Origin of the sequence: Arthrobacter sp. Marseille-P9274 (assembly GCF_946892675.1) — a bacterium.
Classification (GTDB): Bacteria; Actinomycetota; Actinomycetes; order Actinomycetales; family Micrococcaceae; genus Crystallibacter.
The window spans coordinates 1642620-1664779 of record NZ_CAMPOV010000001.1 but is presented as its reverse complement, the minus strand read 5'-3'; the positions used below and the strand labels follow the sequence as shown (position 1 = coordinate 1664779).

23 protein-coding genes and 2 pseudogenes are annotated in these 22160 nt (G+C 63.4%); 6 read left to right on the top strand and 19 right to left on the bottom strand.

Features of this window, described 5'->3' with window-relative positions; genetic code table 11:
- Positions 1-55: 55 nt before the first annotated feature.
- On the top strand, positions 56-433 hold the full coding sequence (locus OC550_RS07580; protein ID WP_262104830.1) for a hypothetical protein: 378 nt from the start codon (positions 56-58) through the stop codon (positions 431-433).
- 28 nt (positions 434-461) lie between these two features.
- Here OC550_RS07580 and OC550_RS07575 read toward each other — a convergent pair whose 3' ends face one another.
- Positions 462-857: a hypothetical protein gene (locus tag OC550_RS07575; RefSeq protein ID WP_262104829.1), complete on the bottom strand. Its 396-nt coding sequence runs from the start codon at positions 855-857 to the stop codon at positions 462-464.
- 608 nt (positions 858-1465) lie between these two features.
- Here OC550_RS07575 and OC550_RS07570 point away from each other — a divergent pair.
- Positions 1466-1792 carry a hypothetical protein gene (locus tag OC550_RS07570; protein ID WP_262104828.1) on the top strand — a complete coding sequence of 109 codons (327 nt, stop codon included), beginning with the start codon at positions 1466-1468 and terminating at the stop codon, positions 1790-1792.
- A 395-nt stretch (positions 1793-2187) separates the two neighbouring features.
- Here the strand turns inward: OC550_RS07570 and OC550_RS07565 are convergent, their stop codons facing one another.
- The 3 genes from OC550_RS07565 to OC550_RS07555 all read right to left on the bottom strand — a co-directional run bounded on the left by OC550_RS07565 (position 2188) and on the right by OC550_RS07555 (position 4689).
- The gene (locus OC550_RS07565; RefSeq protein ID WP_262104827.1) at positions 2188-3297 is read right to left on the bottom strand and encodes a fatty acid desaturase; all 1110 of its coding nucleotides are present in this window, start codon (positions 3295-3297) and stop codon (positions 2188-2190) included.
- Between the two features lie 118 nt (positions 3298-3415).
- Entirely contained in the window at positions 3416-3571 is a 156-nt protein-coding gene (locus tag OC550_RS07560) for a hypothetical protein (protein ID WP_262104826.1), read from the bottom strand.
- A 383-nt stretch (positions 3572-3954) separates the two neighbouring features.
- The gene (locus OC550_RS07555) at positions 3955-4689 is read right to left on the bottom strand and encodes a GAF and ANTAR domain-containing protein (protein ID WP_262104825.1); all 735 of its coding nucleotides are present in this window, start codon (positions 4687-4689) and stop codon (positions 3955-3957) included.
- A 421-nt stretch (positions 4690-5110) separates the two neighbouring features.
- On the opposite strand from OC550_RS07555, the gene OC550_RS07550 reads away from it, so the two are divergent.
- Positions 5111-6010 (top strand): diacylglycerol kinase family protein, encoded by a 900-nt coding sequence (locus OC550_RS07550; protein WP_262104824.1) that lies wholly within the window; start codon positions 5111-5113, stop codon positions 6008-6010.
- A gap of 731 nt (positions 6011-6741) precedes the next feature.
- On the opposite strand, the gene OC550_RS07545 is transcribed toward OC550_RS07550, so the two are convergent.
- The 7 genes from OC550_RS07545 to OC550_RS07515 all read right to left on the bottom strand — a co-directional run bounded on the left by OC550_RS07545 (position 6742) and on the right by OC550_RS07515 (position 12285).
- Positions 6742-7152 carry a MarR family winged helix-turn-helix transcriptional regulator gene (locus OC550_RS07545; protein ID WP_262104822.1) on the bottom strand — a complete coding sequence of 137 codons (411 nt, stop codon included), beginning with the start codon at positions 7150-7152 and terminating at the stop codon, positions 6742-6744.
- Positions 7153-7416: 264 nt separating this feature from the next.
- The gene (locus OC550_RS07540; RefSeq protein ID WP_262104820.1) at positions 7417-8226 is read right to left on the bottom strand and encodes a PRC and DUF2382 domain-containing protein; all 810 of its coding nucleotides are present in this window, start codon (positions 8224-8226) and stop codon (positions 7417-7419) included.
- Between the two features lie 75 nt (positions 8227-8301).
- Positions 8302-8991, bottom strand: coding sequence for a DUF3618 domain-containing protein (locus OC550_RS07535; protein WP_262104818.1), 690 nt, complete (start codon positions 8989-8991; stop codon positions 8302-8304).
- Complete coding sequence (locus OC550_RS07530) at positions 8988-9437, bottom strand: phage holin family protein (protein ID WP_262104816.1); 450 nt, start codon at positions 9435-9437, stop codon at positions 8988-8990. The genes OC550_RS07535 and OC550_RS07530 overlap by 4 nt, the downstream gene beginning before the upstream one ends.
- A complete protein-coding gene (locus OC550_RS07525) occupies positions 9434-10180 on the bottom strand; it encodes a hypothetical protein (RefSeq protein WP_262104814.1) in 747 nt (248 codons plus the stop codon). Before OC550_RS07525 ends, OC550_RS07530 begins: the two co-directional genes overlap by 4 nt.
- A 33-nt stretch (positions 10181-10213) precedes the next feature.
- Complete coding sequence (locus OC550_RS07520) at positions 10214-11290, bottom strand: YihY/virulence factor BrkB family protein (RefSeq protein WP_262104812.1); 1077 nt, start codon at positions 11288-11290, stop codon at positions 10214-10216.
- A gap of 281 nt (positions 11291-11571) precedes the next feature.
- The gene (locus OC550_RS07515; RefSeq protein WP_262104810.1) at positions 11572-12285 is read right to left on the bottom strand and encodes a TetR/AcrR family transcriptional regulator; all 714 of its coding nucleotides are present in this window, start codon (positions 12283-12285) and stop codon (positions 11572-11574) included.
- A gap of 87 nt (positions 12286-12372) precedes the next feature.
- Here OC550_RS07515 and OC550_RS07510 point away from each other — a divergent pair.
- Positions 12373-12507: pseudogene (locus OC550_RS07510) on the top strand (AI-2E family transporter); the annotation flags it as partial.
- 416 nt (positions 12508-12923) lie between these two features.
- Positions 12924-13151: pseudogene (locus OC550_RS07505) on the top strand (IS110 family transposase); the annotation flags it as partial.
- A 910-nt stretch (positions 13152-14061) separates the two neighbouring features.
- Here OC550_RS07505 and OC550_RS07500 read toward each other — a convergent pair.
- The 6 genes from OC550_RS07500 to OC550_RS07475 all read right to left on the bottom strand — a co-directional run bounded on the left by OC550_RS07500 (position 14062) and on the right by OC550_RS07475 (position 19750).
- Positions 14062-14388 (bottom strand): hypothetical protein, encoded by a 327-nt coding sequence (locus OC550_RS07500; protein WP_262104804.1) that lies wholly within the window; start codon positions 14386-14388, stop codon positions 14062-14064.
- Between the two features lie 159 nt (positions 14389-14547).
- A complete protein-coding gene (locus tag OC550_RS07495; protein ID WP_262104802.1) occupies positions 14548-14724 on the bottom strand; it encodes a hypothetical protein in 177 nt (58 codons plus the stop codon).
- Positions 14705-14968 (bottom strand): helix-turn-helix domain-containing protein, encoded by a 264-nt coding sequence (locus OC550_RS07490; protein ID WP_262104800.1) that lies wholly within the window; start codon positions 14966-14968, stop codon positions 14705-14707. The genes OC550_RS07495 and OC550_RS07490 overlap by 20 nt, the downstream gene beginning before the upstream one ends.
- A gap of 322 nt (positions 14969-15290) precedes the next feature.
- Complete coding sequence (locus tag OC550_RS07485; protein WP_262104799.1) at positions 15291-15569, bottom strand: DUF3040 domain-containing protein; 279 nt, start codon at positions 15567-15569, stop codon at positions 15291-15293.
- A gap of 498 nt (positions 15570-16067) precedes the next feature.
- Positions 16068-17417, bottom strand: coding sequence for a DUF1624 domain-containing protein (locus OC550_RS07480; protein ID WP_262104797.1), 1350 nt, complete (start codon positions 17415-17417; stop codon positions 16068-16070).
- 989 nt (positions 17418-18406) lie between these two features.
- Positions 18407-19750 (bottom strand): GntP family permease, encoded by a 1344-nt coding sequence (locus OC550_RS07475; RefSeq protein ID WP_262104795.1) that lies wholly within the window; start codon positions 19748-19750, stop codon positions 18407-18409.
- A gap of 229 nt (positions 19751-19979) precedes the next feature.
- On the opposite strand from OC550_RS07475, the gene OC550_RS07470 reads away from it, so the two are divergent.
- Positions 19980-20411, top strand: coding sequence for a universal stress protein (locus OC550_RS07470; RefSeq protein WP_262104793.1), 432 nt, complete (start codon positions 19980-19982; stop codon positions 20409-20411).
- Positions 20412-20419: 8 nt separating this feature from the next.
- On the opposite strand, the gene OC550_RS22355 is transcribed toward OC550_RS07470, so the two are convergent.
- Together OC550_RS22355 and OC550_RS07460 are read right to left on the bottom strand one after the other, a co-directional pair.
- Positions 20420-20743 carry a hypothetical protein gene (locus tag OC550_RS22355; protein WP_368736937.1) on the bottom strand — a complete coding sequence of 108 codons (324 nt, stop codon included), beginning with the start codon at positions 20741-20743 and terminating at the stop codon, positions 20420-20422.
- Positions 20744-21085: 342 nt separating this feature from the next.
- Complete coding sequence (locus tag OC550_RS07460) at positions 21086-22153, bottom strand: LLM class flavin-dependent oxidoreductase (protein WP_262104789.1); 1068 nt, start codon at positions 22151-22153, stop codon at positions 21086-21088.
- Positions 22154-22160: the final 7 nt, after the last annotated feature.

Below are 22160 nucleotides of genomic sequence, written 5' to 3'. Positions count from 1 at the left end.
GGTGACGGCAGGGCCCGCCGTCCGGGTGCATTCCCTGGACCGGTATGCTCCGAGCATGAAGGCCATGAACCGAACAGGGATCAGGAAGGCGCCGCTGGTTCGGCGGCTGATTTTCCGTGCAGTTATGACCGTCCTCGGCGGGTTCGTGGCGACGGCGTTCATTGTCAGCCGCCTCGGGGTCACGGACCCCGTGGTGGAAAACGTTGTGCTCGGCGTCGTGGTGGCGGCCGGCCTGGCTTTGCTCCTGTGGCTGACCTACCGCGCGGGCATCAGGAACAAAAAAGAGCTCGGGGCTTCGGCCAGGGACTTCTCCGGCGGCGGGATCCTGCTGCTCGGCGCCTTCAGGTCCGATTCCGGTTCCGGAGGCTACCCGGGCTGGTCAGGTGGCGACAGCGGCGGCGGCTGCGACGGAGGCGGTGGGGGAAGTGAATGATCGCGCGGCAAGACCGCGGGACTTTCACTCAGGCTCCCAGGAGGCTGGCCAAGCTCGGCACCGGCAGGAAGGGCATGTATTCGTGCCATCCCAGGAAGAATGAAAACACCGCGTGGATGAGCGGTGCGGACAACGCGGCAAGAACGAGATAGGCCGCCGTGCGCTTGCGCGTCATCCGGAAGACCAGCGGCGGCATCACGACCGTGGTGAGCGCGGGAAGCGGGTAGTAAATCCACCATGGAAGGCCCAGGAGCAGTCCGTATTTTCCAAACAGCATGCCGGCCACCACGACGATGAGCGACGCGGTGGCCACTGCGGCGGTTCGCCGGCGGAAGTCCACCCGCCCGAGAACCAGTCGAAGGAGCAGGACGTACTCCAGCAGAGATGCCGCAATCATGACCGGAAAGCGCCAGTCCGTGTCCATCCATTTCCCCCAAGCTGTCCGGCGGCACCGCTGCCAGCCGTGCCGTCATCGTCTCATCTTCTCGCGGCCGCGCTATCAGGGCTTCAGACGACGTCCCGGCGGGGCGGATGCAGCGTTCACAAACGCTGATGGTCCCTACCAATACATATGCGCCGTTATCGGCGGGCGGCCAGCGGCAGGGGAATGCCTCGGCGGTCAGGGCGTGGGCGGCGGGGAGGAAACTGCTAGCGAGGGCCAGGAGGCTGCCGGTTATGGCTCCGCCGATGAAGTAGGGGAGCGCCGGGACCCCTGCGTCGAAGAAGAGTTCGGATAGCCGGCGAGCAGGCTGCCTGCGGCCGCGCCGATCGCTATGTCGAGGACTGCTCCTCTGCCCATGAGGAACCAGCGGCGGTCGCTGGATCGCGCATCGTAGGGTGCGATGAGTGTGAGCGCGCGTCTGGCCGAGGTGCCAGCCTTTCAGATAGGCCGGCATGCGAGGGTGCGTTTCCGGCGGTTCCCCCCAACAGCCCGACCGGGTCGTTGTCATTGTCCGATCCCAGGTGAAATACCCCCCCTTGCGGGTAGATTATGCGGCTCCTACCCTGATGTCATAGAAGCAGGAGCCGGCCATGGAATTCATATTTACGCTCGTCGTCCTCGCACTGGCCTTCACCCCGTTCGTGGTGCTGCTGGTCGCCAAATCCCCTGACGCGCGCCTGGAAAAGCGCATGGAAAAGTCTGCCACGGCGCGCAGGAGCGCATCCCGGATGGCGCACCGTCGAACCCGGGAGCGGGTGGCCGGAACTCAGGACGGTGCCGCGCCCATTCCGTCTCCAATGGATGCCGGGGGCGTCACCAGGGCGCCGGCCCGGCTGCGGCGGCTACGAAGCTCCGCGCGGCCCAAACTGCACCGGCGTCCGGAAGGAAGGCGCTGGCAGCGCAGAAAGGCCGCTTAGTCCGCTTCAAGGCCTCATGGACCCGCCGGCGACCGGTTCGACCAGTTCCGGGCCGTTGTTGCGCACCGGGTTCACCCGGACGAACGCCTCGTAGGGAACCAGGGCCGGTTCGGGCAAGGCATCCAGCAGCTGCCCAAACCTCGGTCTTCTAAATGGTCTGGGTGTCCAGCCATTCTGACTGCCAGTCCTCGGGCACCATTACCAGGCCCCGTTCGCGGGTGTGCCCCGAAACGTAGCAAGCCTGCGGAACTTGCGGCAGGCCGGAAACCGGGGGACGTGCAGCGCGAGCCTGCTATCCGGGGTACTTGCGTCAGCGAGGCCGTCAGGAACCGGGGCGTCCGGGCCGGGGAGCAATCCTTTGGACGGGGCGCCGGTGCTTTGCCTTGCGGGGTGGTCTAGTCGGGGCGGTAGATGTCGGCGACGGGGCAGTGGAAGGGGTCGGTGGCGGCGATGCCGACCCCGTTGAGGTAGCGCACGATGGTGGCGTAGGAGGAGATCAGCCCGGTTTCGGTGTAGGGGATGTTGTGGGTCCGGCAGTACCGGCGGACCATGGCGGCGGCTTTGTGCAGGCTGGGGCGGGGCATGTCGGGGAAGAGGTGGTGTTCGGTCTGGCGGTTCAGCCCGCCCATGAGCAGGTCCATGATGATGCCGCCGCGGATGTTGCGGGACGCGGTGACCTGTCGGGTGACGAAGTCCGGCCGGGCGGACTTGGGGTAGATGGGCATGCCCTTGTGGTTCGGGGAGAACGAGGCGCCCATGTAAAACCCGAACACTGCGACCTGGACACCGATGAAGGCGAGGGCCAAGCCGGCGGGCAGGAAGAAGAAGACGGCGCCTACCAGGAGCGTGAAGCGGGCGGCCAGGAGCGGGATCTCGAACCACCGGTGATCGACTGCGGCAGGCCGGAGCAGGTATTTGACCGAGTCGACATGCAGGCTGAATCCGAGGAACAGCAGCAGCGGGAAGAGCAGGTAGCCCTGGCACCGGGTCACGGGCATCATGAGGCCGCGCCTGGCGGCGGCGGCGTCGGGATGGAAGGCGACGGCGCCGGTGTGGATGTCGGGGTCCCTGTCCACCTGGTTGGGGAAGCCGTGGTGCCGGGTGTGCTTGCGCACCCACATCGCGTAGCTGATGCCGACCAGGCCGGTGCCGATCAGCCGTGCGGCCCATTCGTTGACGCGTTTGGAGGCGAAGACCTGCCGGTGGGCGGCTTCATGGGCCAGGAAACTGAACTGGGTGAACAGGATGCCCAGCACCGCCGCGATAAGAAGCTGGAACCAGGAAGCGCCCAGCAGCGCGAAGCCGGTCCAGGCTCCGGCCAGGGCGAGCATGAGCAGGGTGAAGAGCGTGATGTAGTAACCGCGCCGGCGCCGCAGCAGGCCCGCTTCGTGGACCTGGGCGGCCAAGGCCAGGTACCCGGCCGCTATCGCATTCGGCTCTTTGGGCGCCGGGACAGGCCTGACGCAGGGGACCTCCGGACTGGGATCGAAACGTCGAGCGTCCATGGGTACCTCGGAACTGCAAGGGGGCCCCCGCGGTCCTTTGCTCGAACCGCCGGCCCTGCCTTGAGGATACGCTCAGGTCATGCGCCCCCGGAAGGGTCCGGCGTCCTGGCAGTGCGGGCTATTCGTACCAGCCGACGTTCCGGTCGTATTTGGAGACCAGGGCCCCTGTGCCGGGCCCGTCGCTGCCGCCGCTGGGAAAATAGATGGCGCCGAACCCTGCTTCGGCGGCCTCGATCTGTTTCTGCGCCCAGGCCTTGGCGTCTTCGAGGTGCATCGGGGGCACGGGCGTGCGGGTGGCGGAGCCGGCAGCGAGGTAGATTTCCAGCTAGTAGGCCCCGGCCTGCGACTGTTCCGGGTGCAGCGAAGGTGCTTTCTCCTCTTTTTTGCTGATCAGGATTTCGGCCAGGGCATGGAGCGCGGACTGTTCTCCGGCGGGCCTGCCCCGCGCGATGTTTTCACTGCGCAACTGAAGCGCGACCGCTTCGACGGTGGGGGACTCCCGGCTGCAGCTGCCGGGGAGGGGGAAGATGGCCGTAAGTCCCGAAGGGCGAGGAGCACCGCCAGCCCGAAGCAAGCATGAAATGAAACAAGGGCTCATCGGCACAGCCGGCATCCTGGCGCTGCGGGGAGCGCCTCCGGGCCTGCAGGCTTGCTCCGTTATCCGTCGAAATGGGTTTTGGCTGGGCCTTGGCCGATGCCTGCGACGATGTCGGCGGCGAGGTCCCGGATTTTGACGTTCCGGCTGCTGGAAGCGGTTTTGAGGACGTTGAAGGCCTCGTCCTGGCTGCACTTGTTTTGTCCCATGATGATTCCCACAGCCAGATCGATGGTCGTCCTGGAACGCATAGCCGATTCCATGTCTGCTGCCTTCTCCCGGTCACGTGCCATGTGGACCGCGAGCTGGAGGGCTTTGGACGCGATCAGGACTTCCCGGTGGACGTGCTTAATCGCAGCGTCGTCGTACTTGTCGGGTTGATCGGAATAAACGTTCAGACCCGCGCGGGCACCTTCTTCGAGCTCGAACGGCAAGCCGAGGACGGAAATGATGCCGTTGGCGGCAGCTGCGTCCTTGTAGTCAGGCCACCTGTTCTCCAGCCGCATGTCGGAAACGTGGATGATCCTGTGTTCCCGGGCCGCCGTGAGACATGGCCCGTCCCCGAAATCGTACTGGATCTCGTCCAGGGCCGCGGCGCGGTCGCTGCTGCTGGCCACGCACGTGGATTTCCGTTCACGCAGCAGGGTAACGGCGCACCATACTTCATCGCCGTCTCCGGCGAGATGGTCCGCGATCATCATGGTGAAGTCATTGAGGAAGTCCGTGATGTCCTTACTGTCCAACAGCAGATCATGCCACTGCGCGGCGGGATGTTCCTCCAGCCAGTTCTCCGTCATCTGTCTCTCCTGAGTCCCCAACTGAACTTGACCACCAGTTTAATGGCCTGCAGGCGGAAGGCGTGGGTCTGCTAAAAGTGTAAAAGCGCGTCTTGCCGAGATCTGCGGTTCTGCCCTGCGGCCTCAGCAGCACCGGGGAGCCGATCAACGCCTGAACGGTGGTGAAGGCCGCGGTCTTTGTGGTACCTGTCCGGGTACCGGGACAGGTAGTAACGTCGTTCGACTTCATTCACATCCCGGCTCGAATGATGTTCTCTGGTGGGCCTGCCGCCAGCTGCTGCCGGTAGGCCTGCGAGGCCTGTTCATGATGAAGTGGGACCATGCCAGCTGTCCGGGTGGCGCGCGGATTCCGGGGCTGGCATTGTATTTTCGAAGGCGTCGGTGCACGGTGGGCATTCACTAGTTTTTACTGGAGTGCGTGATGGAGTCTGCACGAAGCTTTGAATCGATTGTCATCATCTTCAATCCCAACAGCACCGGTGATGCACCGAAGCTGGCGGAGCATTTGCGCGACGGGCTGAGGGAACTGTTGTCCTACGCCCCGGATATCAGGCTGCAGCCAACCGGGCATGCCGGCCATGCCGTCACGCTGGCGCATGAAGCCGCTGCCGGAGGCCGCGACGTGCTTATCGTGTCCGTCAGCGGTGACGGCGGGTACAACGAAGTGGTCAACGGTGTCATGCAGGCGGGCAACCCGAACGCGGTGTGTGCTGTGATGGCGGCTGGAAACGCGAACGATCACCGGCGGACCACGGGCACGATGCCGCTGGCAGAAGCGGTCGCGCAGGGCCGGGTGCGGCATATTGACCTGCTGCGCATCCACACCGGCCAGGGGCCGGACGCTCCGGGCGAATACGCACACTCCTATATCGGGTTCGGTCTGACGCCGGTGATGGCCATCGATCTGGAAAAGGGGAGCAAAGGCGCCTTCAAGGAAATGATTTCCGTGGTGCGGACGTTTTCGAAGTTCCAGCCCTTCGCGATACGTCAGTCCGACGGCAAGCGCCGGAAGTTCGACAGCATCGTCTTCGCCAACATCGCCGAGATGGCGAAGTACGCCACGCTCAGCGAGGCCGATGACAAGCTTTCGGACGGAAAATTCGAAGTGGTCATCTTCCCGCACATGCCCAAGTGGCGGGTCCTGCTGAAGGCCCTGCGCGCCACTACCCAGGGGCTGGGGGACCAGCCAAGCGTGAGCAGTTACGAGTTCACCACGCTCAAACCCCTGCCCTATCAAATCGACGGCGAAGTGAAGTCCGTAGACTCCGGCACCTTCGTCAAGGTCGAGAGCGCACCGTCGGCCCTGCCGATTCTCGGATGAAGGCGCAGCACAGGCAGACCAAACCAGGACTTAACGTGCCATCGGGCCCAACCGGTCCCCTGACTCTGGCAAAGGAGAGACCCTGACACCGGGCGCCCAAAGAGGCAACGACATTGAACCTGAACCCCGTCGCGGAACCTTTCCGCCGGCCAGATGTTCGTGGGACTCTCGCCCCGGGTCCTGATGACAAAGGCCGGCCGTCACCTGCCGCGAAGATCCGCTGTCTCGAATTGCCGGGCAAGCCACATTCGCTAGGGCAGCACGGTGAAGCGCTGAAGCCGACTGCTTGACTCCAGCGCCGCTTCCATCGTCTCGCCCGCTGTCCTGGCTTGGTGAAGAAACCGACTATTGCGGCAACGTAAGCCAGCGGAACACCAGGTGGACACAGCATCAGCCGCCGAAATGTCCACGCCAAGTGGAAGCTCGCTGGTGATTTTTCTTCATGGCATGTACCACGCTCTGGTTCCTCGGCGAGGAGGGTCGTCGTACCTGTGGCCCTAAGCCGAACATATGCACTGTTATCCGTCGTCCTAGGACTTGTTTGCAGAGGGATGCTGCGGATCCGTGTCCTCAAGGGTGGATTAGTAGCTGTCAACTAGAAATGGGGGTGCGAAGACATGGATATTCAGACCGCCACAGCCTCTGACACCTGCGCCAGGTTATCCAGAGCAGCGGTTGATACGGAAGGGCTTCCGGGATTCAGTTGTCTCCGGTGTGCAGGTTCCATTGCCTCACCAATAGGTCGCAATCAACCTTCGCGCATGGTTGCGCAGGCTGGCCTTGCCGGATGCTTCGGGAAGCTGGAGCCCGTCTTCGAGGTGGCGGGCCTTGGACAGGACATCCTGTCCCTCCGGGCTGATGGCGATCAATTGAGTGCGCCGGCCAGGCCGGCAGCGGGTGCCGGTTACGAAGCCTTTCCGTGTCAGCCGTTCGATCATTTTCCCCACACTCGGGTTCTGTACTTTCAGTTCCTCTGCCAGGTCAGCCTGCTTCAGTGGCCCTTGCTCGGCGAGGACAGCGAGGACGGTCAGGCCTGCATAGGTGATACCGAGGCCGGCCAGTTCTTCGTTATAGGTATTCTCGACCAGCCTGCTGGCAGTGATGAGCAGGCGGGCCGTTGGCCATTGCTCCAGATCCGACATGGCCCTGCGTTCCCTTCATGGGGTCAGTGCTGGTTCCCGGTCCTGCGTCGGGCGGGAGTGCTGGTGCGGCCCGGGTTAGCTGCCGAGCTGCCAGGATGAAGCCCCCTCCCGTAGAGGTGGACGTGCATCTTCATTCCTGAGGGCCCGGCCCCGGCTCTGCGTTTGAACTTCACCTCTTCGCGGGGGCGGAGCGGGCAGGGATTCAGGTGCAGTAGGCCTCCCTGGAGGGGAGGCCTACTGCGGCTAGCGTTCGGAACGGCCGGCTTAGCGGTTTGGGGTGCCGGTTCCGTCGGTCTCGATCTCTTCCTTGCGGACTTCCTCAGTGACCGTTTCCTCGTCGGTCACGGTTTCCTTGTCGAGGCGGACCCGCTCCACGGGGACGGTTTCCTTCTCGATGACGGGCCGTTCCTCGTGGAGGGTGACTTCGTGCTCTTCTTCGCTGATGTCCGGACCGGAGAGGGCGTCGCCGCGGTTGGCATCGGTGATCGGTTCACGCTCGATGCGGACCTCTTCGCGGCTGACCGGCACGGTCTGGGTGACGTTCTCGGTGACGACGTACTTGCGCAGCCGGGCGCGGCCTGCTTCCCGGCGTTCGGTGCCGACGCGGAGCTGCTCTTCGGAGCGGGTCATGGCATCGTCGGTGGTGGGGCCGGAGGTGTCGTGGCCGACCGTGCCGCGTTGGTCCGTGCGATCCCTCCCGGTGGTGCCGGTCCGGGTGTCGGAGTAGGTGCTGGTTGTTCCGGCCGAGTTGGTGCCGCCGCCGAGTGAATAGTGCGAGTACAGCCGTTCCTCATCGGCCGGGCTGAGGTGTCCGTCCGGGTCGACCCGCGGGGCGTCCTTGATCTGGTCCTTGGTGTAGGGGACGCGGATGTCATCGCCGTCGCTGGTGGCCTCGGAGAGCGGCACGAATGTTTCCGAGGTGCCGAACAGTCCGGTCTTCACGGTGACCCAGTTCGGGTCTTCGGTCCGGTCATCGAGGTACAGCTGTCCGACGCTGCCGATCTTGTTGCCCTCGGAATCAAGGACTTTGGCGTTGCCGCCGGCGAGGCGATTGATGTGTTCTCTGTTGATCATTTCATTTCCTTTGTTGGTGCCGGGCACGGGGGAGCCCCGGTCCTTGTTGATGGTTGAATCGCGTGGACTGCACAATCAGAGCGGCGTGGTTCCGGGTACGGTTCCGGGCCGGGTGGGGGTGTCTGTCGTGCCTGTTTCGGTGTGTTGGACGTTGGTTTTGCCATCCCGGGCGCGGTCCTGGACGTCGGAGGCCGCGGAGGCACCTTCGTCCTTGACCCGCTGGGCGGCGTCCTTCAGGGACTGCACGGCGTCCTGGGCCGGGCCCTTGAGGTCCTGGCCGATGTCCTTGGCTGCGTCCTGCAGCTGCGTCGTCAAGGGCTCGGCCTTGGACTTCAGCGCTGTAGCGGCTTCCTTTTCCTTCTCGCTGGCCGGTATCAGGGAGGAAACCAGCAGGCCTGCTCCGAAGGCGATCAGTCCCGCCGCGAGCGGGTTGCCCCGGGTTTTCCCGGTTACCTGGTGCGGCAGGTTCTGCACGACCTCACCTGCGTGATGTGCCGTGTCGGCTACGGTGCCCTTGGCCTCCTCTGCGGAGCCGAGAACGCTGGACTTGGCATCGTCACCGGTGCCCAGCACATTGGTTTTGACCTTGTCGGCGGAGCCCATGATGCTGGTTTTGACCTGGCCGAGCTTGTCCCGGACCTTGCGCTTCTGGCGCCCGGCGATGCCGGCGGGGCTTATCTTCTCGGCGACGGCATCGACATTGGTGCCCAGTTCGGCACGGGTACGCTCAATTTCGGCACGGATTTCTTCTGGTGACTGGCTCATGGGGTTTCCTCACCTGGTTTCAGTGTCGGGGGGATTTCCTTGACGGTTTCGGCGGTTTGCGGCATCCCGCGGACCTCTTTCAGGGCCTTCTTGCCCTTGGCCGCGAGGACGGCGGCGACGATTGCCCAGATCACGGCGACGATCACCGCGGACCAGCCAAGGCCGATCAGCGTGCCGAGCGCGAACGTCAGGGCCAGCGAGAGGAACACCAGGACGAAGTGGCCGGCAACTCCCGCGCCGCCGAGCAGGCCGGCGCCCTTGCCGGCCTTGGTGCCGGATTCCTTCAGTTCGGCCTTGGCCAGTTCGAGTTCCTGGCGCATCAGGGTGGACATATCGCGGCTGACGTCGCCGAGGATATCCCCGAGTGAGGCATTCGCGGCCCGCTCTTCGGCTTGTGTTGGCGGGACCTCATAGGAGTGGGCGCCGCTGGAATTCGGGTGCGTCATGAGAGCGGTAGCCTCCCGCCGGGATTCGTGCTCACCGGGGGAGTGCCCGGGGCAATAGTCGGCTCTGCATCCCAGGGATCGGGCAAAGCATCAACCGCATCCGCGGACGCGGCGGTGCCCGTTCTGCCGGCGCTGGGCGCTGCAGCGGGACTGGGCGGGGTAGCCGGTGGAACATGTGTCCCGGCCGGGGATTGGGTGCCTGCCTGGCTTCCGGTCAGGCCGCGGGTCAGGCGTCCGGCCAGCAGGCCGGCTCCGGCTGCGATGGCCAGGAAAGCACCGGGACGCTTGCGGGCGAAGCCCTTGGCTTCTTCGAGCAGGGACCCCGGGTCACGTGCTTCGAACCAGACAGCCATGTTCCCGGCGCGCTGGGCAGCCTGCCCGACAAGGTTCGAGGCAGGGCCCGAATTCTCCGCGCCCTGGGCCATCGACTGCAGTTCATCGCTGAGGGACCACAGCCCCCGGGCGACCTTCTGCTGCTGTGTGCCGGCCTGGTCCTTCAGGTTCGAGCCCAGCGCGCTCACCAGGTTTTTTGCCTGTGTTCCTGCCTCCCGGGTGAGGTTCTTCGCCTCCGAGGCGGCGGTGCCTGCCACGTCCTTCGCGGCCTGGGTACCTTGCCGGGCGACGTCCTTAGCCCCGTCCTTGGCCGCGGACGCTGTTGACGGTTCTTGCGTGGTTGCGTGGCTGCCCTGGTCAAGGCCTTCCGTAGCCTGTACCGAGGGTTCCTGCCGGTTCTGCGTCGTCATACTGGTTGCTCCAATGCTCGATCTGTAGTGCGGTCAGTCCTGATCAGGGTTTTTGCCGTGCTGTTCCCTCAGCACGCGTCCGTCTTTGACGTCCTTCCTTTCCTTGTCGAGTTTCTTCTCGCTGGCCTTGGTGTCCCGGGGCGGCAGCTGGATCGTCTCTTCGGCCTCGATCCCGCCCTGAAGCTGGCGTCCGCGCTCCATTTCGGCGTCGAACTCAGCACCGAACAGCAGCGAAAGGTTGGCGATCCAGATCCACAGCAGCAGCACGATCATGCCGCCGATGGCACCGTAGGTCTTGTTGTAATTGCCGAAGTTCGAGACGTAGAAGAAGAAACCCAGGGAAGCCAACGCCAGTACCACCAGTGCGATGAAGGACCCCATGCTCATCCACCGGAACTTGGGCTGCTTCACATTCGGCGTCGCGTAGTACAGCACGGCGATCATCAGGATCGCGAAGAGCACCAGCAGCGGCCACTTGGCGATGTTCCACACGGTCACGGCTGTCCCGCCCAGTCCGACGGCGTCACCGACGGCCTGGGCCACGGGGCCGGAAACGATCAGCATGAGGGCCATCACCACGGCCAGCAGCAGCATGACCACGGTGATGACCAGCATCACCGGGCGCAGCTTGTAGAACGGCCGTCCCTCGTCGACCTCGTAAATCCGGTTCATCGCCCGCCCGAAAGCGCCGACATAGCCCGACGCGGACCAGATGGCGCCGGCCAGACCGACGACGAGGGCAAAACCTGCCGCCGGCGCGCTGGCCAGCTGCTGGATCGGCTGCCGCAGGGTCTCCACGACTTCCGGACTCGCCACGCCTTCAACGATCTGCAGCAGGGCCTGAGTGGTTTGTTCGGCCTGCCCGATGACGCCCAGCAGCGACACCATCGCCAGCAGTGCGGGGAAAAGCGAAAGAACACCGAAGTACGTCAACCCCGCCGCGAGATCAGTGCAGTTGTCCTTCGAGAACTCCCTGAGCGTCCGCTTGAGAATGTACTTCCAGTTCGGCTTGCTGACCTCTCCCGGACTGTCCGGCTTCCGGCCGTCCTCGGGGTCCGGAGCCTTGCGGCCCTTATCTGCTGTCTGTGAAAAATCGGCCCTGCCTGTCATGGAAACCTCCGGTGACACTCTGCATTCATGTGTTTTGACCTGCCGGGAGGCGCCCCTCCCGATCCGGGACAGTTAGATCCGTCAACCCTGCAGCCTGTCGTCACGCGGCGGATCAGCCGGGACGGGTCAGTAAGGCGCCTGCTTTCCGTTCTCAGGAGCGCAGCTTCGGTGACCCGCGCAACCGGATAATGTTTACGGTGTAAGCAAAGCATGCTTACTAATCGGTGGCAATAGATCCCGGAACTTTCCCTCAACTTCCTTAGGGGGCCGGGCGAGGAAGGCTAGTCTCGGAGAGCTGCGATCCGGTTCAGGAGGTTGGCCAGGGATTCTTCGAATTCCTCGGCGCTGCGGTCCTCGGAGAGGCGCTGCTCCAGCCGCCGCACATGCGGATACGCTTCCAGGCCCCCGGGGATCTGCCCCTGCGGTTCCGGCATTTCCACCGGTGCGATATCCGCACCCTTCGCAGCCACTTCCAGCAGCAGGTGCCCGAGCAGGAAACTGCTGAAAGCGCGGTACGCCGCCACTGCGGCGTCGTCACGGAAGCCGGCCGCACCCAAGGCCCCGAAAAAGGAATCAATCCAGCGCAGGCTCCTGAGCGGAGGGCGGATCCACGGGGCCTGGGGCGGTCGGGTGGCAATCAACGGGAAGATCTGCGGGCGGGCCAGCGCCACCCGCCGCAGCCCGCGGGCCAGACGGAGCAGGTAATCCTGCCAGCCGTTCTTCGGCTCAAGATAGACCTCGGGATCGCCATAAAGATCATCCAGTACGACTTCCACGATGCCGTCCAGCAAGTCGTCCCGCGACGGCACGTGGCGGTAGAGGGACATGCCCTCCACTCCGAGCCGGGCGCCCAGCCGGCGCATCGACAACTGGCGCAGCCCGTGCGTCTCGATAAAATCGGCACCGGCCTCAAGAATCATGCGCCGGTCCAGGCCGTGCCTGCGCGCCGGAAGTCCTGCGATCTCCCCATCCGCCTCTGCACCGGAATCGCTCATGACAGCTCCCTCAGTAGGCTGCTGGCATCAGCCTACGCCCCGCTGCAAGGCAATAACCTCAGAGCCTGAAATCGGGCAGCGGCCGCCCTGCTTTCCCTCGCCGCCGGCACCATTCTGGCCGGCATCGTAGGAGCGGAGCTCGCAGTGCCGCTGGCCGCCGAGGACCTGCGGATCGAGGACCTGAACCCCGACCTTCCACCCGCCGGCTCCGAACCGACCTAGCCGTCCCGGGCCCTGACGTCCTGCCCGCCGGATGCCGGCACCTTTCCGCCCGACGGGAATCCTGGTCAAAGGGGCCAGCCAGGCAGCCGGAGACGCTTCGATTCAGGGGTGTGCGGAGCTGCGGTGACGGGCTTAGACTCAAGGCGGTTGGGGAGGAAGGAAATCCGCCCATGTTCTCCATCCGGCCGAAGACGTTTTTCCCTTCCGACCTGGCTGCTCTGTCGCTGGAAGACCTTTACACTCTGGCGGCCCGATTACAGGAAGAGATGTTCCGAGAGTGCAACGGCCGGGCCGGCTGGGCCCGGGATCAGACGCTAATGCGGCTGGCACTGGTAGACCTGGAACTCAGGTTCAGACAAGGCGAGCACGCACACAGGTCGGGTTTCTTGTGACAGATGACTTCCCCTCCAGCAGGCCGGCGAGGAAACAAGAAACTCAAACGCGCTCTCTTCCTCTCCGCCTTCGCCGCCCTGTACCACCCGCCCTCGAGGGCCTACTACGAACGCCAACGCGCCGAAGGCAAACGCCACAACCAGGCCATCATTGCCCTCGCCCGACGTCGCTCCGACGTCCTCTTCGCCATGCCCCGCGACGGCACCCTCTATCAAGACCCAACGCCGAATGACCTGCCCTCAGCAGCTTGACGAAAACCATAGGGACACCCCCGGCCCGATACCGGCCGGGGCGGCCGCATGTCCTGGCAGCTGCCCGCGTCGATGAGTCCCGGTTTCTTGCCCAGCAGGAAGTCCGTCTTGGTCCGGCAGAGCTGCCGGACGAACTCGTGGTTGGCGGAGTAGACGACAGATCGGCCGCGCCGTTCACCTGTCGCGATGTTGCCGCTGATCACCCCGAGGTCTTCCCATACGTTCAGGTGATGCCCAAGGGTCGTCGGGGAAAGCTCGGTCGCTTGGTTGATGGCGGCCCGCTGCAAGGGCCAGCCCTTACCCGTACCTGGTCCCGGCGGCTATCCAGCCGGCGGGCGGGGTAATCCGGCTGTTGCCGGATTACCCCGCCCGCGCCAAACTGTATAGAAGTGCACGGCTGAGGGCTGGGAGGCTCTCCTGAGCATTGGGGGAAATCATGAGCACAGGACGTTGGGGTTTCGTCGCTATCGTGGCTGTCCTTTCCGTGTTGGGAGTGATCCTTATATCGTGGTGGTGGTTGTCGACCTTCGGCTGATTCGCTGATCCTTACAGTTCAGGGCTCTGCCAGCGCACGGATCACACCTGCTGGGAGGCTGTCCTTGTGTATGCCCGGGTGGGTGCAGGGCATGGGTTCGGGATGGCGTGCCCGAGGCAGGCCTGATGGTGACCTGTCATATGCGCAGTTATCTGCGACTTGACGATAGGTGCCGGCTTAGCAATGCGAGGAGATGCCAGCCAGTGCGAGCAACGAGGCGCACAACATGAGGCCCGCATCAAGCATCGTCGCGGGGCAACCGGCTGCTGCATCGTTTTCCGTACATGACCGCCAAGGCTGCTCAACAGAACAGCGGTGGACACAAAACCAATAGAGGCGGCCACTAGTCCAGTAACAGGCCAGAACCTCGGCTTTTCACGGTCGCTCATCGCAGACACGGGTCAGGTGCCAGCCTTCCCGGCACGGATGCCTGCGCACCTCGAGGGTCCGCAGGGGAGCGGAAGACATTGCGCGGACCTGCAGCCTCCAGTATTCGATGTCGTCCGACTGGCCACGCTTTGGGCCGGCCGGAACGGCCGGTTCCCATCGGTTCCGGCGGTTGTTCCAGTACAGGGGTTCCGCCGCTACCGGCCACAACCGGCCGTCCCAGCGCACCGCCAGCGGCGCGCCCTGCGGGGTGAACCGGAGCTCGACCGGATCATTCAGCGTCCCCTGTTCGGGCTGCTCCTGTACCGTTGTCATGGCTCGTCGCCGTCCTGTCTGCCCGTCCGCTTCCGACACATGAATCATGCCTTCTCATGAAGCGATTGACCATAGTCCTGAACCTAATTGCGGAGGAACAGGAAAGGTTGCCGTGTATGGCGGCCGGGGTGCTTCAAATGCCTGGTCAGCCTGGTCAGGTCAGTCCGGTTTTGCTACGTCGCGGTAGTCGTAGTAGATGTAGCCGGTGCCGGATTCGCCGATGATCTGCAGGCCGATGCTGGGTCCGTTGATCACTTTGACGATGCCTTCCCTGCGGCCGTTGAACGGTTCGTCCGCGACCACGTAGTCGCCGGGCTTAAACGGTATCTTTGCCACGCTGTCCCCCTCGGAATGGACTGGATTCGCTGATCACGGGGCAGGCGGCCTTGGCCGCGATCAGGCCGTGTTCGAGATACTGCGCCAGGGCCGTTTCCCGGACCCGGTAGGTGTGCCCGATGAGCACAGCGGGCATTTCGCCGGTATGGACCATACGGTAGATCGTCATTTTCGAGACGTTCAGTCGGGCTGCAACCTGTGCAACGGACAGGAACACCTCGTTGCCGTCGTCGTTCTCTGCCATATGGAATCCCCATTCCTCACCGGACAGTAACCGAACCAGCGGACGGCTCCGTTGCCGGCCACTGGCCACCCACACTAGGTGCAGACATCGTCGGAGGAACGGAAGACGCGCATTACGTTTTGGTAACCGGAAGGTCATTGGGTGCGGGCCCTGTCAGGGCAGCCAAAACGGGCGTTTAGTCTCAGTCTATGGAGAGGGACCAGGCGGGCGAGCTGGAAGAGCAGACATCGAACAACTGAAGTCCGCCTGAGGGGTTTGCCGGTGCCGGTCCCTTGTCGTCGGTTGTTGGGTGCGCCTGGGGCATAATCGGGGGTCTTGGTCGTTACTGTCCGTCCTGGGGCGGGGGAGCGGTCATCAGACGGTAGACGCTTCCGCTCATGAGCAGGAATCCCAGGACTCCGACGACGATGATTTGGGTGGCGATGCCGATAATGAGGAGTACGAGTCCTGCCACGGCTGCGAGGATGCAGAGAACGGCGAGGCGGCCCGCACTGTCGTCGGACGGCCCCGGGGCAAGTTCCTGCGCCAGAGCGGGATCATCCTTTGTCAGGTCACGCTCCAGCTCTTCAAGCCGCTTGCGCTCTTCTTCCGACAGTGCCATCGGACCCTCCTGGTTCCCTGGCGTGGAATCTTACGTCAGCCGACATTAATCGGGAATATGCGGGGTTGCGGGACTGAAGCGTCAGCTGGGGGAGGCCGGGTCCGGACCTTTTTTGGGGGAGGCAACCGGACCCGGCCAGAAGGGTCTTGATTCTGCTCCGTGGGTAGTAGTTAAAACTCCCGCAGATCAAGACCACTCTCAGGATGGACGAGACCACTTGTAAAAACGTCAGCCCCGTAAACTGAGCAAACAGCAATCCCCTTTTTGGGGGATCTGACGGCATGTTATGCCGGTCGACCCGGAGAGACCGGATGCCAACGGCAGTAGCCGGCTGTCGAGCTCCCATCACACGACGTAGGCGCCGTTATCGGTGGTTGGCGGATTTGCAGCCCAGATTTATCTGGTCACCCGATCGATCAGAGTCTTATTGCACGGCTCGGCGCTTCTAGACGCCTCCACTTTTGTCCGACGGGTGATGAGCCAACGTAATCGACCACATCATCCGCGACCGGCACCAGCCGGAGTAGTACGCTGGCGGTCCTCCAGCTGTTTCCGTGGCCGCATCCAGCGCTTTTCCTCCGGATGCCGGATCAGGTTGCGGACCCAGTCGCTGGAGTCCGCGATGATCTGCTCCAGAGGGCCCTTGCCCATCGAGCTGCGCCAAGCGAGGGCGAACAGCATGAAGGAAATGATCATGATGCACAGGGAGACCAGCGGCTGGTCGCTGTCCAGGACGTCGAGCCATAGGACGATGAGGTGCGCCGAATAGAGCGTCAGCGTCATAGCGCCCATCGCTGCCAGCGGTGAGAAAATCCTGCCGCCGGAACGCGTCAATAGCAGCGCCACTCCGGTCAGGGCCATTGCTGCCCCCAAATTGTGCACCACGTTCAGCGGGGTATTCGTATAGGGACCGACGGCGGCCAGCCACCACCACGTGGTGTCTGGCATCGGCGGTGCTTCCGGAGGACCGTAGGCCAGCACTTGGTTGATTTGCGCGCTGGTCATCGTCGGCGTCGCCTCCACCAGGCGCTGGAAGCCGCCGGCCTGGACCAGCAGGAAGTAAGACAGGAACCAGGTGCTGAGGGCCAGTCCGGCTCCCCAGGCTGCGATGCTGAGCGCGACCTTCTTTGACGTCAGGACCTGGCGGCCAATGACGATGCCGACGCAAACGTAGGCCATCCAGAGCAGTGTCGGATAGTAGCCGGTCAGAAGCACGTCGGCCAGGAACGGCACCGGGTATTGAAAAACCGTCTTCAAGGTGTAGTTCGCGGTTGGATCAGGCTGTGCCGGGAAATTATGGCCGAACAGGAACAGCAGGACGGGCCCAAGGGTCGCGAACAGCACTGCGGAGATCAGCAGCTGACGGTTCGAGCGGCCATAGAACGGGATGACCAGCAGGAACAGGAAGCCGAAGTAGGGAAGGATGATATCCACATCAGTGTCCAAATAGGCCAGCAGGAGGCCCGCCAGCATAATCAGCAGGCCGCGGGAAACGAGTGCGCCCCGGTCGGCCCACAGGTTCCGTCCGTACAGCTTCCCCCGCGACCGCCTCTCCACAAACGCGATGGAGACCCCGGACAACAGCGCGAAAAGGGCCGCCGCGCGACCGGCGAACACTGCATACGCCCAGGTCATGACATTGTTGACGTCAGCTTCCGGAAAGATGTGGACGGCCACCATGCCGATCAGGGCGATGGACCGGGCAACGTCGATGCCGATGGCTCTTTTGGTCCGCGTCGGTTCGTTGGGGCCCGGCTCCGGCGGCGCTTCCGGAGGCTTTGCCAGCGGCGGTCGGGCCAATGCTGGTGGCGGGTAGATGGACATTGGCTTCGGTATCAAAGCAGTCATGGCATTCCTCATTGACTTCGCGTAAGGCTGGACTGGCGAACAGTGCCTAGGGGCCTTTGCCCCGGCCCGCGCACCCTCGTGGGCAACCAGTCACTTGATTCCCTGATGATGAGTTCGATGTCCGCCCTGGACAACGCCGGCGGCGCGTCGACCAGGTGCTGCAGGCCACCGTCGGGGGCCGAGCAGGACCTTCGACAGCAGGCCGCAGCAACGAGCGGGAATCGGCAGGACCGACCGTAGAACCGGATGGCCGTCAGCAGCCGCCCGGTCACTTGTCCAAGGGAACGTCTCTCAACGAACGCAAGGTCCACTCCAAGCGCCCGCTTCGTTTTCGTGTGCTCAGCCGGAGCCGGCGCTGCCGGCTGGACTGGGGCTGGTTGGGAGGTGTGGAGTGGCCTCTGCACGCCAGCGCTCATAAGGGACCTCAATAATGCTCTAGTTGCAGTTGTGATCTCCCCCTTGGAGCCATTCTTTAGCGCGGCTGTTTCACCTTCGTCACGGCGGCGTTATCGGCCCATCTGCGTCGGTTATCGGTCTTAGTCAGAACCTTTCATGACTTCCAGCAAATCTTTATTCGACCGTCAGGTTTCCAACCTCTGCCTGCTAGGGCAGCGCGGCCGGTCGTCTGGCTACGGGGAGCAAGCAGTGCTCCGGACCAGGGTCGTCAGGTGCGGGAAGCCGGGCCCGAGCCTTTTTCGAGGAGGCAACCACTGATCAAGACCGCAGGTTGAGCAAAAGCAATACCCCAGTTTGCGGGACGTGGGGCCGGCAACCCGAAGCAGCGGTGACCAGTGAAATGATTCGCTGAAATAGGACCGACGTACGCTAAAGTCACAGCGATAGGGCCGGGCTTTTTGGAGGGCGGGGTATACGACAATTCGAGGACCTTCAGAATATGAGGTTCCCAACGACTGGATCCTTGCGGGGGAGTGGTGAGTTGGAGGACCGGCTTACGGGACAGGCGCCTGGGAACTACGTGCGACCCTGCGCTAGGCGATGAGCGCCACCACCATGACCATCGGCAGCGAGACCACCGAGGCGATGGAGGTGACCATCGTCAGCGTCTTGAACGTTCCTTGAGTGGACAGTCCGAGCAGCGACTTGAACATCCAGAAGAAGTTGCTGTTGACCTGGAGAGCGAACATGGCGCCGGAGGCGATGGCGAGGCCGATGACGATCGGCGGGACGCTGATCGACCCAAGCACCGGGCCGATGATCCCGGCGGCCGCGATCGCCGCTACCGACACGGACCCGATAGCTAAGTGCAGCACTGCGGCGATAACCCAGGCGAGCAAGATGCTGAGGATGACCGGCGCTGCTGCGTCGGCGGTGAAGAGATCGGCCAGGATCGTATCGAGCCCGGTCTCCCCTATGACGGCGCCCAGCGACCCGCCGATGCCGGTGATGAGCAGGATCTCACCGGTGGTATGGAAGCCCTCGCTCATTGCCGTGTCTGTGCCCTTCGAGCCCAGGGTGCGCCGGCAAAGCACGTAGGCACCGAGCAGCCCGACGAAGAGCGCGAAGTTGGCGTCGCCGATGAAGGTGATGAAGTCGTTGGAGAACCCGAACAGTTCCGCGAAGGCGCCAAAGGCGATCATCACCAGCGGCACGAGAATGGGCAGCATGCAGACGAACAGCGGGGGAGTCCTGGTGTCCTTCTCGACCAGTTCGGTGGTCTCCAGTTCGACCATCGCCTCGTCGACTTCTTCATCCCTGTCCGCTTTCCAGTAGCGGCCGCGCAGGAGCCAGCGGAAGATCAAGGTCGTCACGATCGCGGTTAACGGCCCGAGCACGAGGCCGTAGATCAGCCAGAGGCCTAAGGGGATGTCCATCAGGCCCGCGATGGAGACGGCGGCCAGTCCCGGAATCACGAAAACGTAGCCGGCGAAGATCCCGGTCCCGAGTGCACCGGCCATGTGTGGCAAACCGGTCCGGCCGATAAGGGGCCCGCTCGAGCGCGCCACCGGAGAGGCCAGCACAACCTGCACATCCACATAAATCGAGGGGAAGATCGTCGACATCGCCGCCGTCAACGCATAAGGGAGCCGGCGCGCACCGACACCATTGACGAGCATCGTCACCATCTTGCCGAAGGCACCAATCGCATGGAGCATCGCCCCGATGAGCACCCCGAAACCGATAAGCAGGCCAACCTCGCCCATGATCTCGCCGAAACCGGTGGCGATCGCCACGATCGTTGCCGTGAAACCGACGCCGGTGGCGAGGCCGAGGTAGAGCGACCCGATGATCAGCGAGATCACCGGGTCCACTTTGACCTTGATGATGAGCAGGATGATGATGACGATGGCTATCGCGGTGTGAAGGGCGATCATGGCCTGCTCCTGCCGTTACGCGGAATGGCGGGGTCCTTCGGCGCCGTAGCCACATCGACCCCCCCACTCCGGCACTGAGTATCAGTACGGACACTGCGCGTTTCCGCAAGATGCACACCGGCTCTATACGGGAACTAGTTGATGTAGCTTTAATCCCAGTTGACCCAGTTCATACTGGCCGGTCGGCAGTGTCAAGGCCACAAATTGGCGCGTCCCGGGAGGGAATAACATGTCAGATATCGTGATGGTCGGAGTGGACGGCAGCAACAGTGCCTTCAAAGCGGCTTCCCGGGCGGCACTCATCGCAGAGGCCCTCAACGCAGAACTCGCCGTACTCAGCGCACATGTTAAGGAAAGTACCGAGGTTATCAAGATCGGGAACGACACTTGGATACTTGACGACGCAAAAAAAGCGCAAAAAATGGCGGAACGGGTTGCAGCTAAATTGCGCGAGGAACATCCCGATCTGAGCATCCGCCCCGCCGCTGTTCGCGGCAAGCCGCAGGAGGCCTTGGTCGAGGAAGCGGCGCGTGTCGGAGCCCAGCTGTTGGTTGTGGGAAACGTCGGCATGAAGGGCCTCGGCCGTGTGTTGGGCAGCGTCGCGAGTAGTGTGGCGCACAATGCACCCTGCGACGTGTTGATTGTAAAGACAGACGAGTAATCCGCCGGCTAGGCGCAAACTGCAGCTGGAGGGCCGTTATGTCGACAGGGACCCTGGCGTCGCTCTCGCCGAATACGGCGTCGCCAGGGTTGCAGACGACGTTGCCGCATGCCACGGCAGAACCATTCATTCCGGGGCCGTGCTTGAACGTCACGCGTGCCGCCCTCGATGATCACGCCGGCAATGCCTCGGCTAAGACAAAGTTCGCCGAGGATGTCACTGAAGCACGCGCGGCTGGTGTCGCTGCTGGCGTTGATGACAAGCAGGTCGCCTTCTTGCGAATAATCGAGAGCACCTTTACCTAATTCGGAGCCGTCGAAGTTCGGGAGCAATGGTGCAAACGAGGTCTACCATCGGCTTGGGAGGACCCATTAGTACCGTCATATGCGCCGTTATCGGCGTTCGTCGAGGGCCACTAGGGTTCATACTTTCTGAAGGAGTACGTCGAAATAGTTTGTCTGTTCACGACAGCGATACCGGCTCAAGTTTGGAACCGGAAATGGTGTGCCGCAACCTGCGGCACACCATTTCTGCACTCCAGTCGCCTGCCAGGCGGAGGGTTCAGGCAGGTTCGCTTGTTGCTTCTGTGGTCGATACCGCCGGTCGGGTCTTCAGGCCCGAACCGCTGGTCTCCAGTGCACGGAAGCATTGTCTCTGCTAGCCGTTGATTAGTCTCAACGTGCTGCGGATGCGGACTGTTCTTGGAAGGCTGGCACAACGTGCTCGATGAAGAGCTCGAGGGAGCGTTTCTTCTCGTCGTGGGTCAGACTGTTGTCGGACCAGAGGCTGAACTCGTTTACGCCGAGTGCTTCGTAGCGGCGCAAGCGCTCGATAATTTCATCCGGCGTTCCGATCATCGCTGTCTTATGGAGGGACTCCGGCGTGAACTCGGGCCGCCCGGCAAACTTGTCGACCGGGCTGGGTTCGAGGAAGCCGTTCTTCGGAGCCGTCTTGTTTCCGAACCAGGCATCGAACGTCCGGTAGAACTTTTGGATGCCCTCGGCCGGGCGTCGCCAGCCCTCGGGTTCATCGGCGGGGTGGACGTGCGTGTGGCGGAGGACCATGAGGTCCGGGCGGGGGACTCCGGGGTTGTTCGCGACGGCCGTGTCGAATTTCCCGGCGAGGTCTGCGACCTCATCATCGCCCTTCATCAGCGGCGTCACCATCACGTTGCAGCCGTTGGCGACTGCGAACTCGTGCGAGGAGATGTCGCGGGCGGCGACCCACATGGGCGGTGTCGGCCTTTGCACGGGCTTGGGAACGCTGGTTGAGGTGGGGAATTGCCAGACTTCGCCGTCGTGTGCGTAGTCGCCTTGCCATAGGGCGCGCACGGCCGGCACCAGTTCCCGCAGGTGCTTGCCGCCGTCGACCGCTGGCATACCGCCCATCAGACGGTCGAATTCGAACTGGTAGGCACCTCGTGCCAGTCCCACTTCCATCCGGCCGTTGCTGATGACATCTAGGAGGGCTGTTTCGCCGGCGACACGGAGCGGGTTCCAGAAGGGGGCAATGATCGTTCCGGCACCCAGTCGGATGCGGGACGTGCGTGCTGCCAGGTAGGCGAGCTGCGGCATGGGGCTGGGGGAGATGGTGTACTCCATCGAGTGGTGCTCACCGATCCACACGGTGCTGAAGCCTCCTGCCTCCGCGATGAGCGCGAGTTCCGTCAGGTTCTCGAAGCATTCGCGGTGGGAGACGCTCTCGTCCCAGCGCTCCATGTGGACGAAGAGGGAAAAGCGCATTAGTGGC

Excerpts from the sequence above, each read along its gene's own strand:
- OC550_RS07530 (WP_262104816.1), bottom strand. The coding sequence starts at position 9,437 with ATGACGCACCCGAATTCCAGCGGCGCCCACTCCTATGAGGTCCCGCCA.
- OC550_RS07575 (WP_262104829.1), bottom strand. The coding sequence starts at position 857 with ATGGACACGGACTGGCGCTTTCCGGTCATGATTGCGGCATCTCTGCTG.
- OC550_RS07570 (WP_262104828.1), top strand. The coding sequence starts at position 1,466 with ATGGAATTCATATTTACGCTCGTCGTCCTCGCACTGGCCTTCACCCCG.
- OC550_RS07540 (WP_262104820.1), bottom strand. The coding sequence starts at position 8,226 with ATGATCAACAGAGAACACATCAATCGCCTCGCCGGCGGCAACGCCAAA.
- OC550_RS07560 (WP_262104826.1), bottom strand. The coding sequence starts at position 3,571 with ATGCACCTCGAAGACGCCAAGGCCTGGGCGCAGAAACAGATCGAGGCC.
- OC550_RS07535 (WP_262104818.1), bottom strand. The coding sequence starts at position 8,991 with ATGAGCCAGTCACCAGAAGAAATCCGTGCCGAAATTGAGCGTACCCGT.
- OC550_RS07515 (WP_262104810.1), bottom strand. The coding sequence starts at position 12,285 with ATGAGCGATTCCGGTGCAGAGGCGGATGGGGAGATCGCAGGACTTCCG.
- OC550_RS07580 (WP_262104830.1), top strand. The coding sequence starts at position 56 with ATGAAGGCCATGAACCGAACAGGGATCAGGAAGGCGCCGCTGGTTCGG.
- OC550_RS07470 (WP_262104793.1), top strand. The coding sequence starts at position 19,980 with ATGTCAGATATCGTGATGGTCGGAGTGGACGGCAGCAACAGTGCCTTC.
- OC550_RS07490 (WP_262104800.1), bottom strand. The coding sequence starts at position 14,968 with ATGGCAGAGAACGACGACGGCAACGAGGTGTTCCTGTCCGTTGCACAG.
- OC550_RS07480 (WP_262104797.1), bottom strand. The coding sequence starts at position 17,417 with ATGACTGCTTTGATACCGAAGCCAATGTCCATCTACCCGCCACCAGCA.
- OC550_RS07500 (WP_262104804.1), bottom strand. The coding sequence starts at position 14,388 with ATGACAACGGTACAGGAGCAGCCCGAACAGGGGACGCTGAATGATCCG.
- OC550_RS07525 (WP_262104814.1), bottom strand. The coding sequence starts at position 10,180 with ATGACGACGCAGAACCGGCAGGAACCCTCGGTACAGGCTACGGAAGGC.
- OC550_RS07545 (WP_262104822.1), bottom strand. The coding sequence starts at position 7,152 with ATGTCGGATCTGGAGCAATGGCCAACGGCCCGCCTGCTCATCACTGCC.
- OC550_RS07475 (WP_262104795.1), bottom strand. The coding sequence starts at position 19,750 with ATGATCGCCCTTCACACCGCGATAGCCATCGTCATCATCATCCTGCTC.
- OC550_RS07555 (WP_262104825.1), bottom strand. The coding sequence starts at position 4,689 with ATGACGGAGAACTGGCTGGAGGAACATCCCGCCGCGCAGTGGCATGAT.
- OC550_RS07460 (WP_262104789.1), bottom strand. The coding sequence starts at position 22,153 with ATGCGCTTTTCCCTCTTCGTCCACATGGAGCGCTGGGACGAGAGCGTC.
- OC550_RS07550 (WP_262104824.1), top strand. The coding sequence starts at position 5,111 with ATGGAGTCTGCACGAAGCTTTGAATCGATTGTCATCATCTTCAATCCC.
- OC550_RS07485 (WP_262104799.1), bottom strand. The coding sequence starts at position 15,569 with ATGGCACTGTCGGAAGAAGAGCGCAAGCGGCTTGAAGAGCTGGAGCGT.
- OC550_RS07520 (WP_262104812.1), bottom strand. The coding sequence starts at position 11,290 with ATGACAGGCAGGGCCGATTTTTCACAGACAGCAGATAAGGGCCGCAAG.
- OC550_RS07565 (WP_262104827.1), bottom strand. The coding sequence starts at position 3,297 with ATGGACGCTCGACGTTTCGATCCCAGTCCGGAGGTCCCCTGCGTCAGG.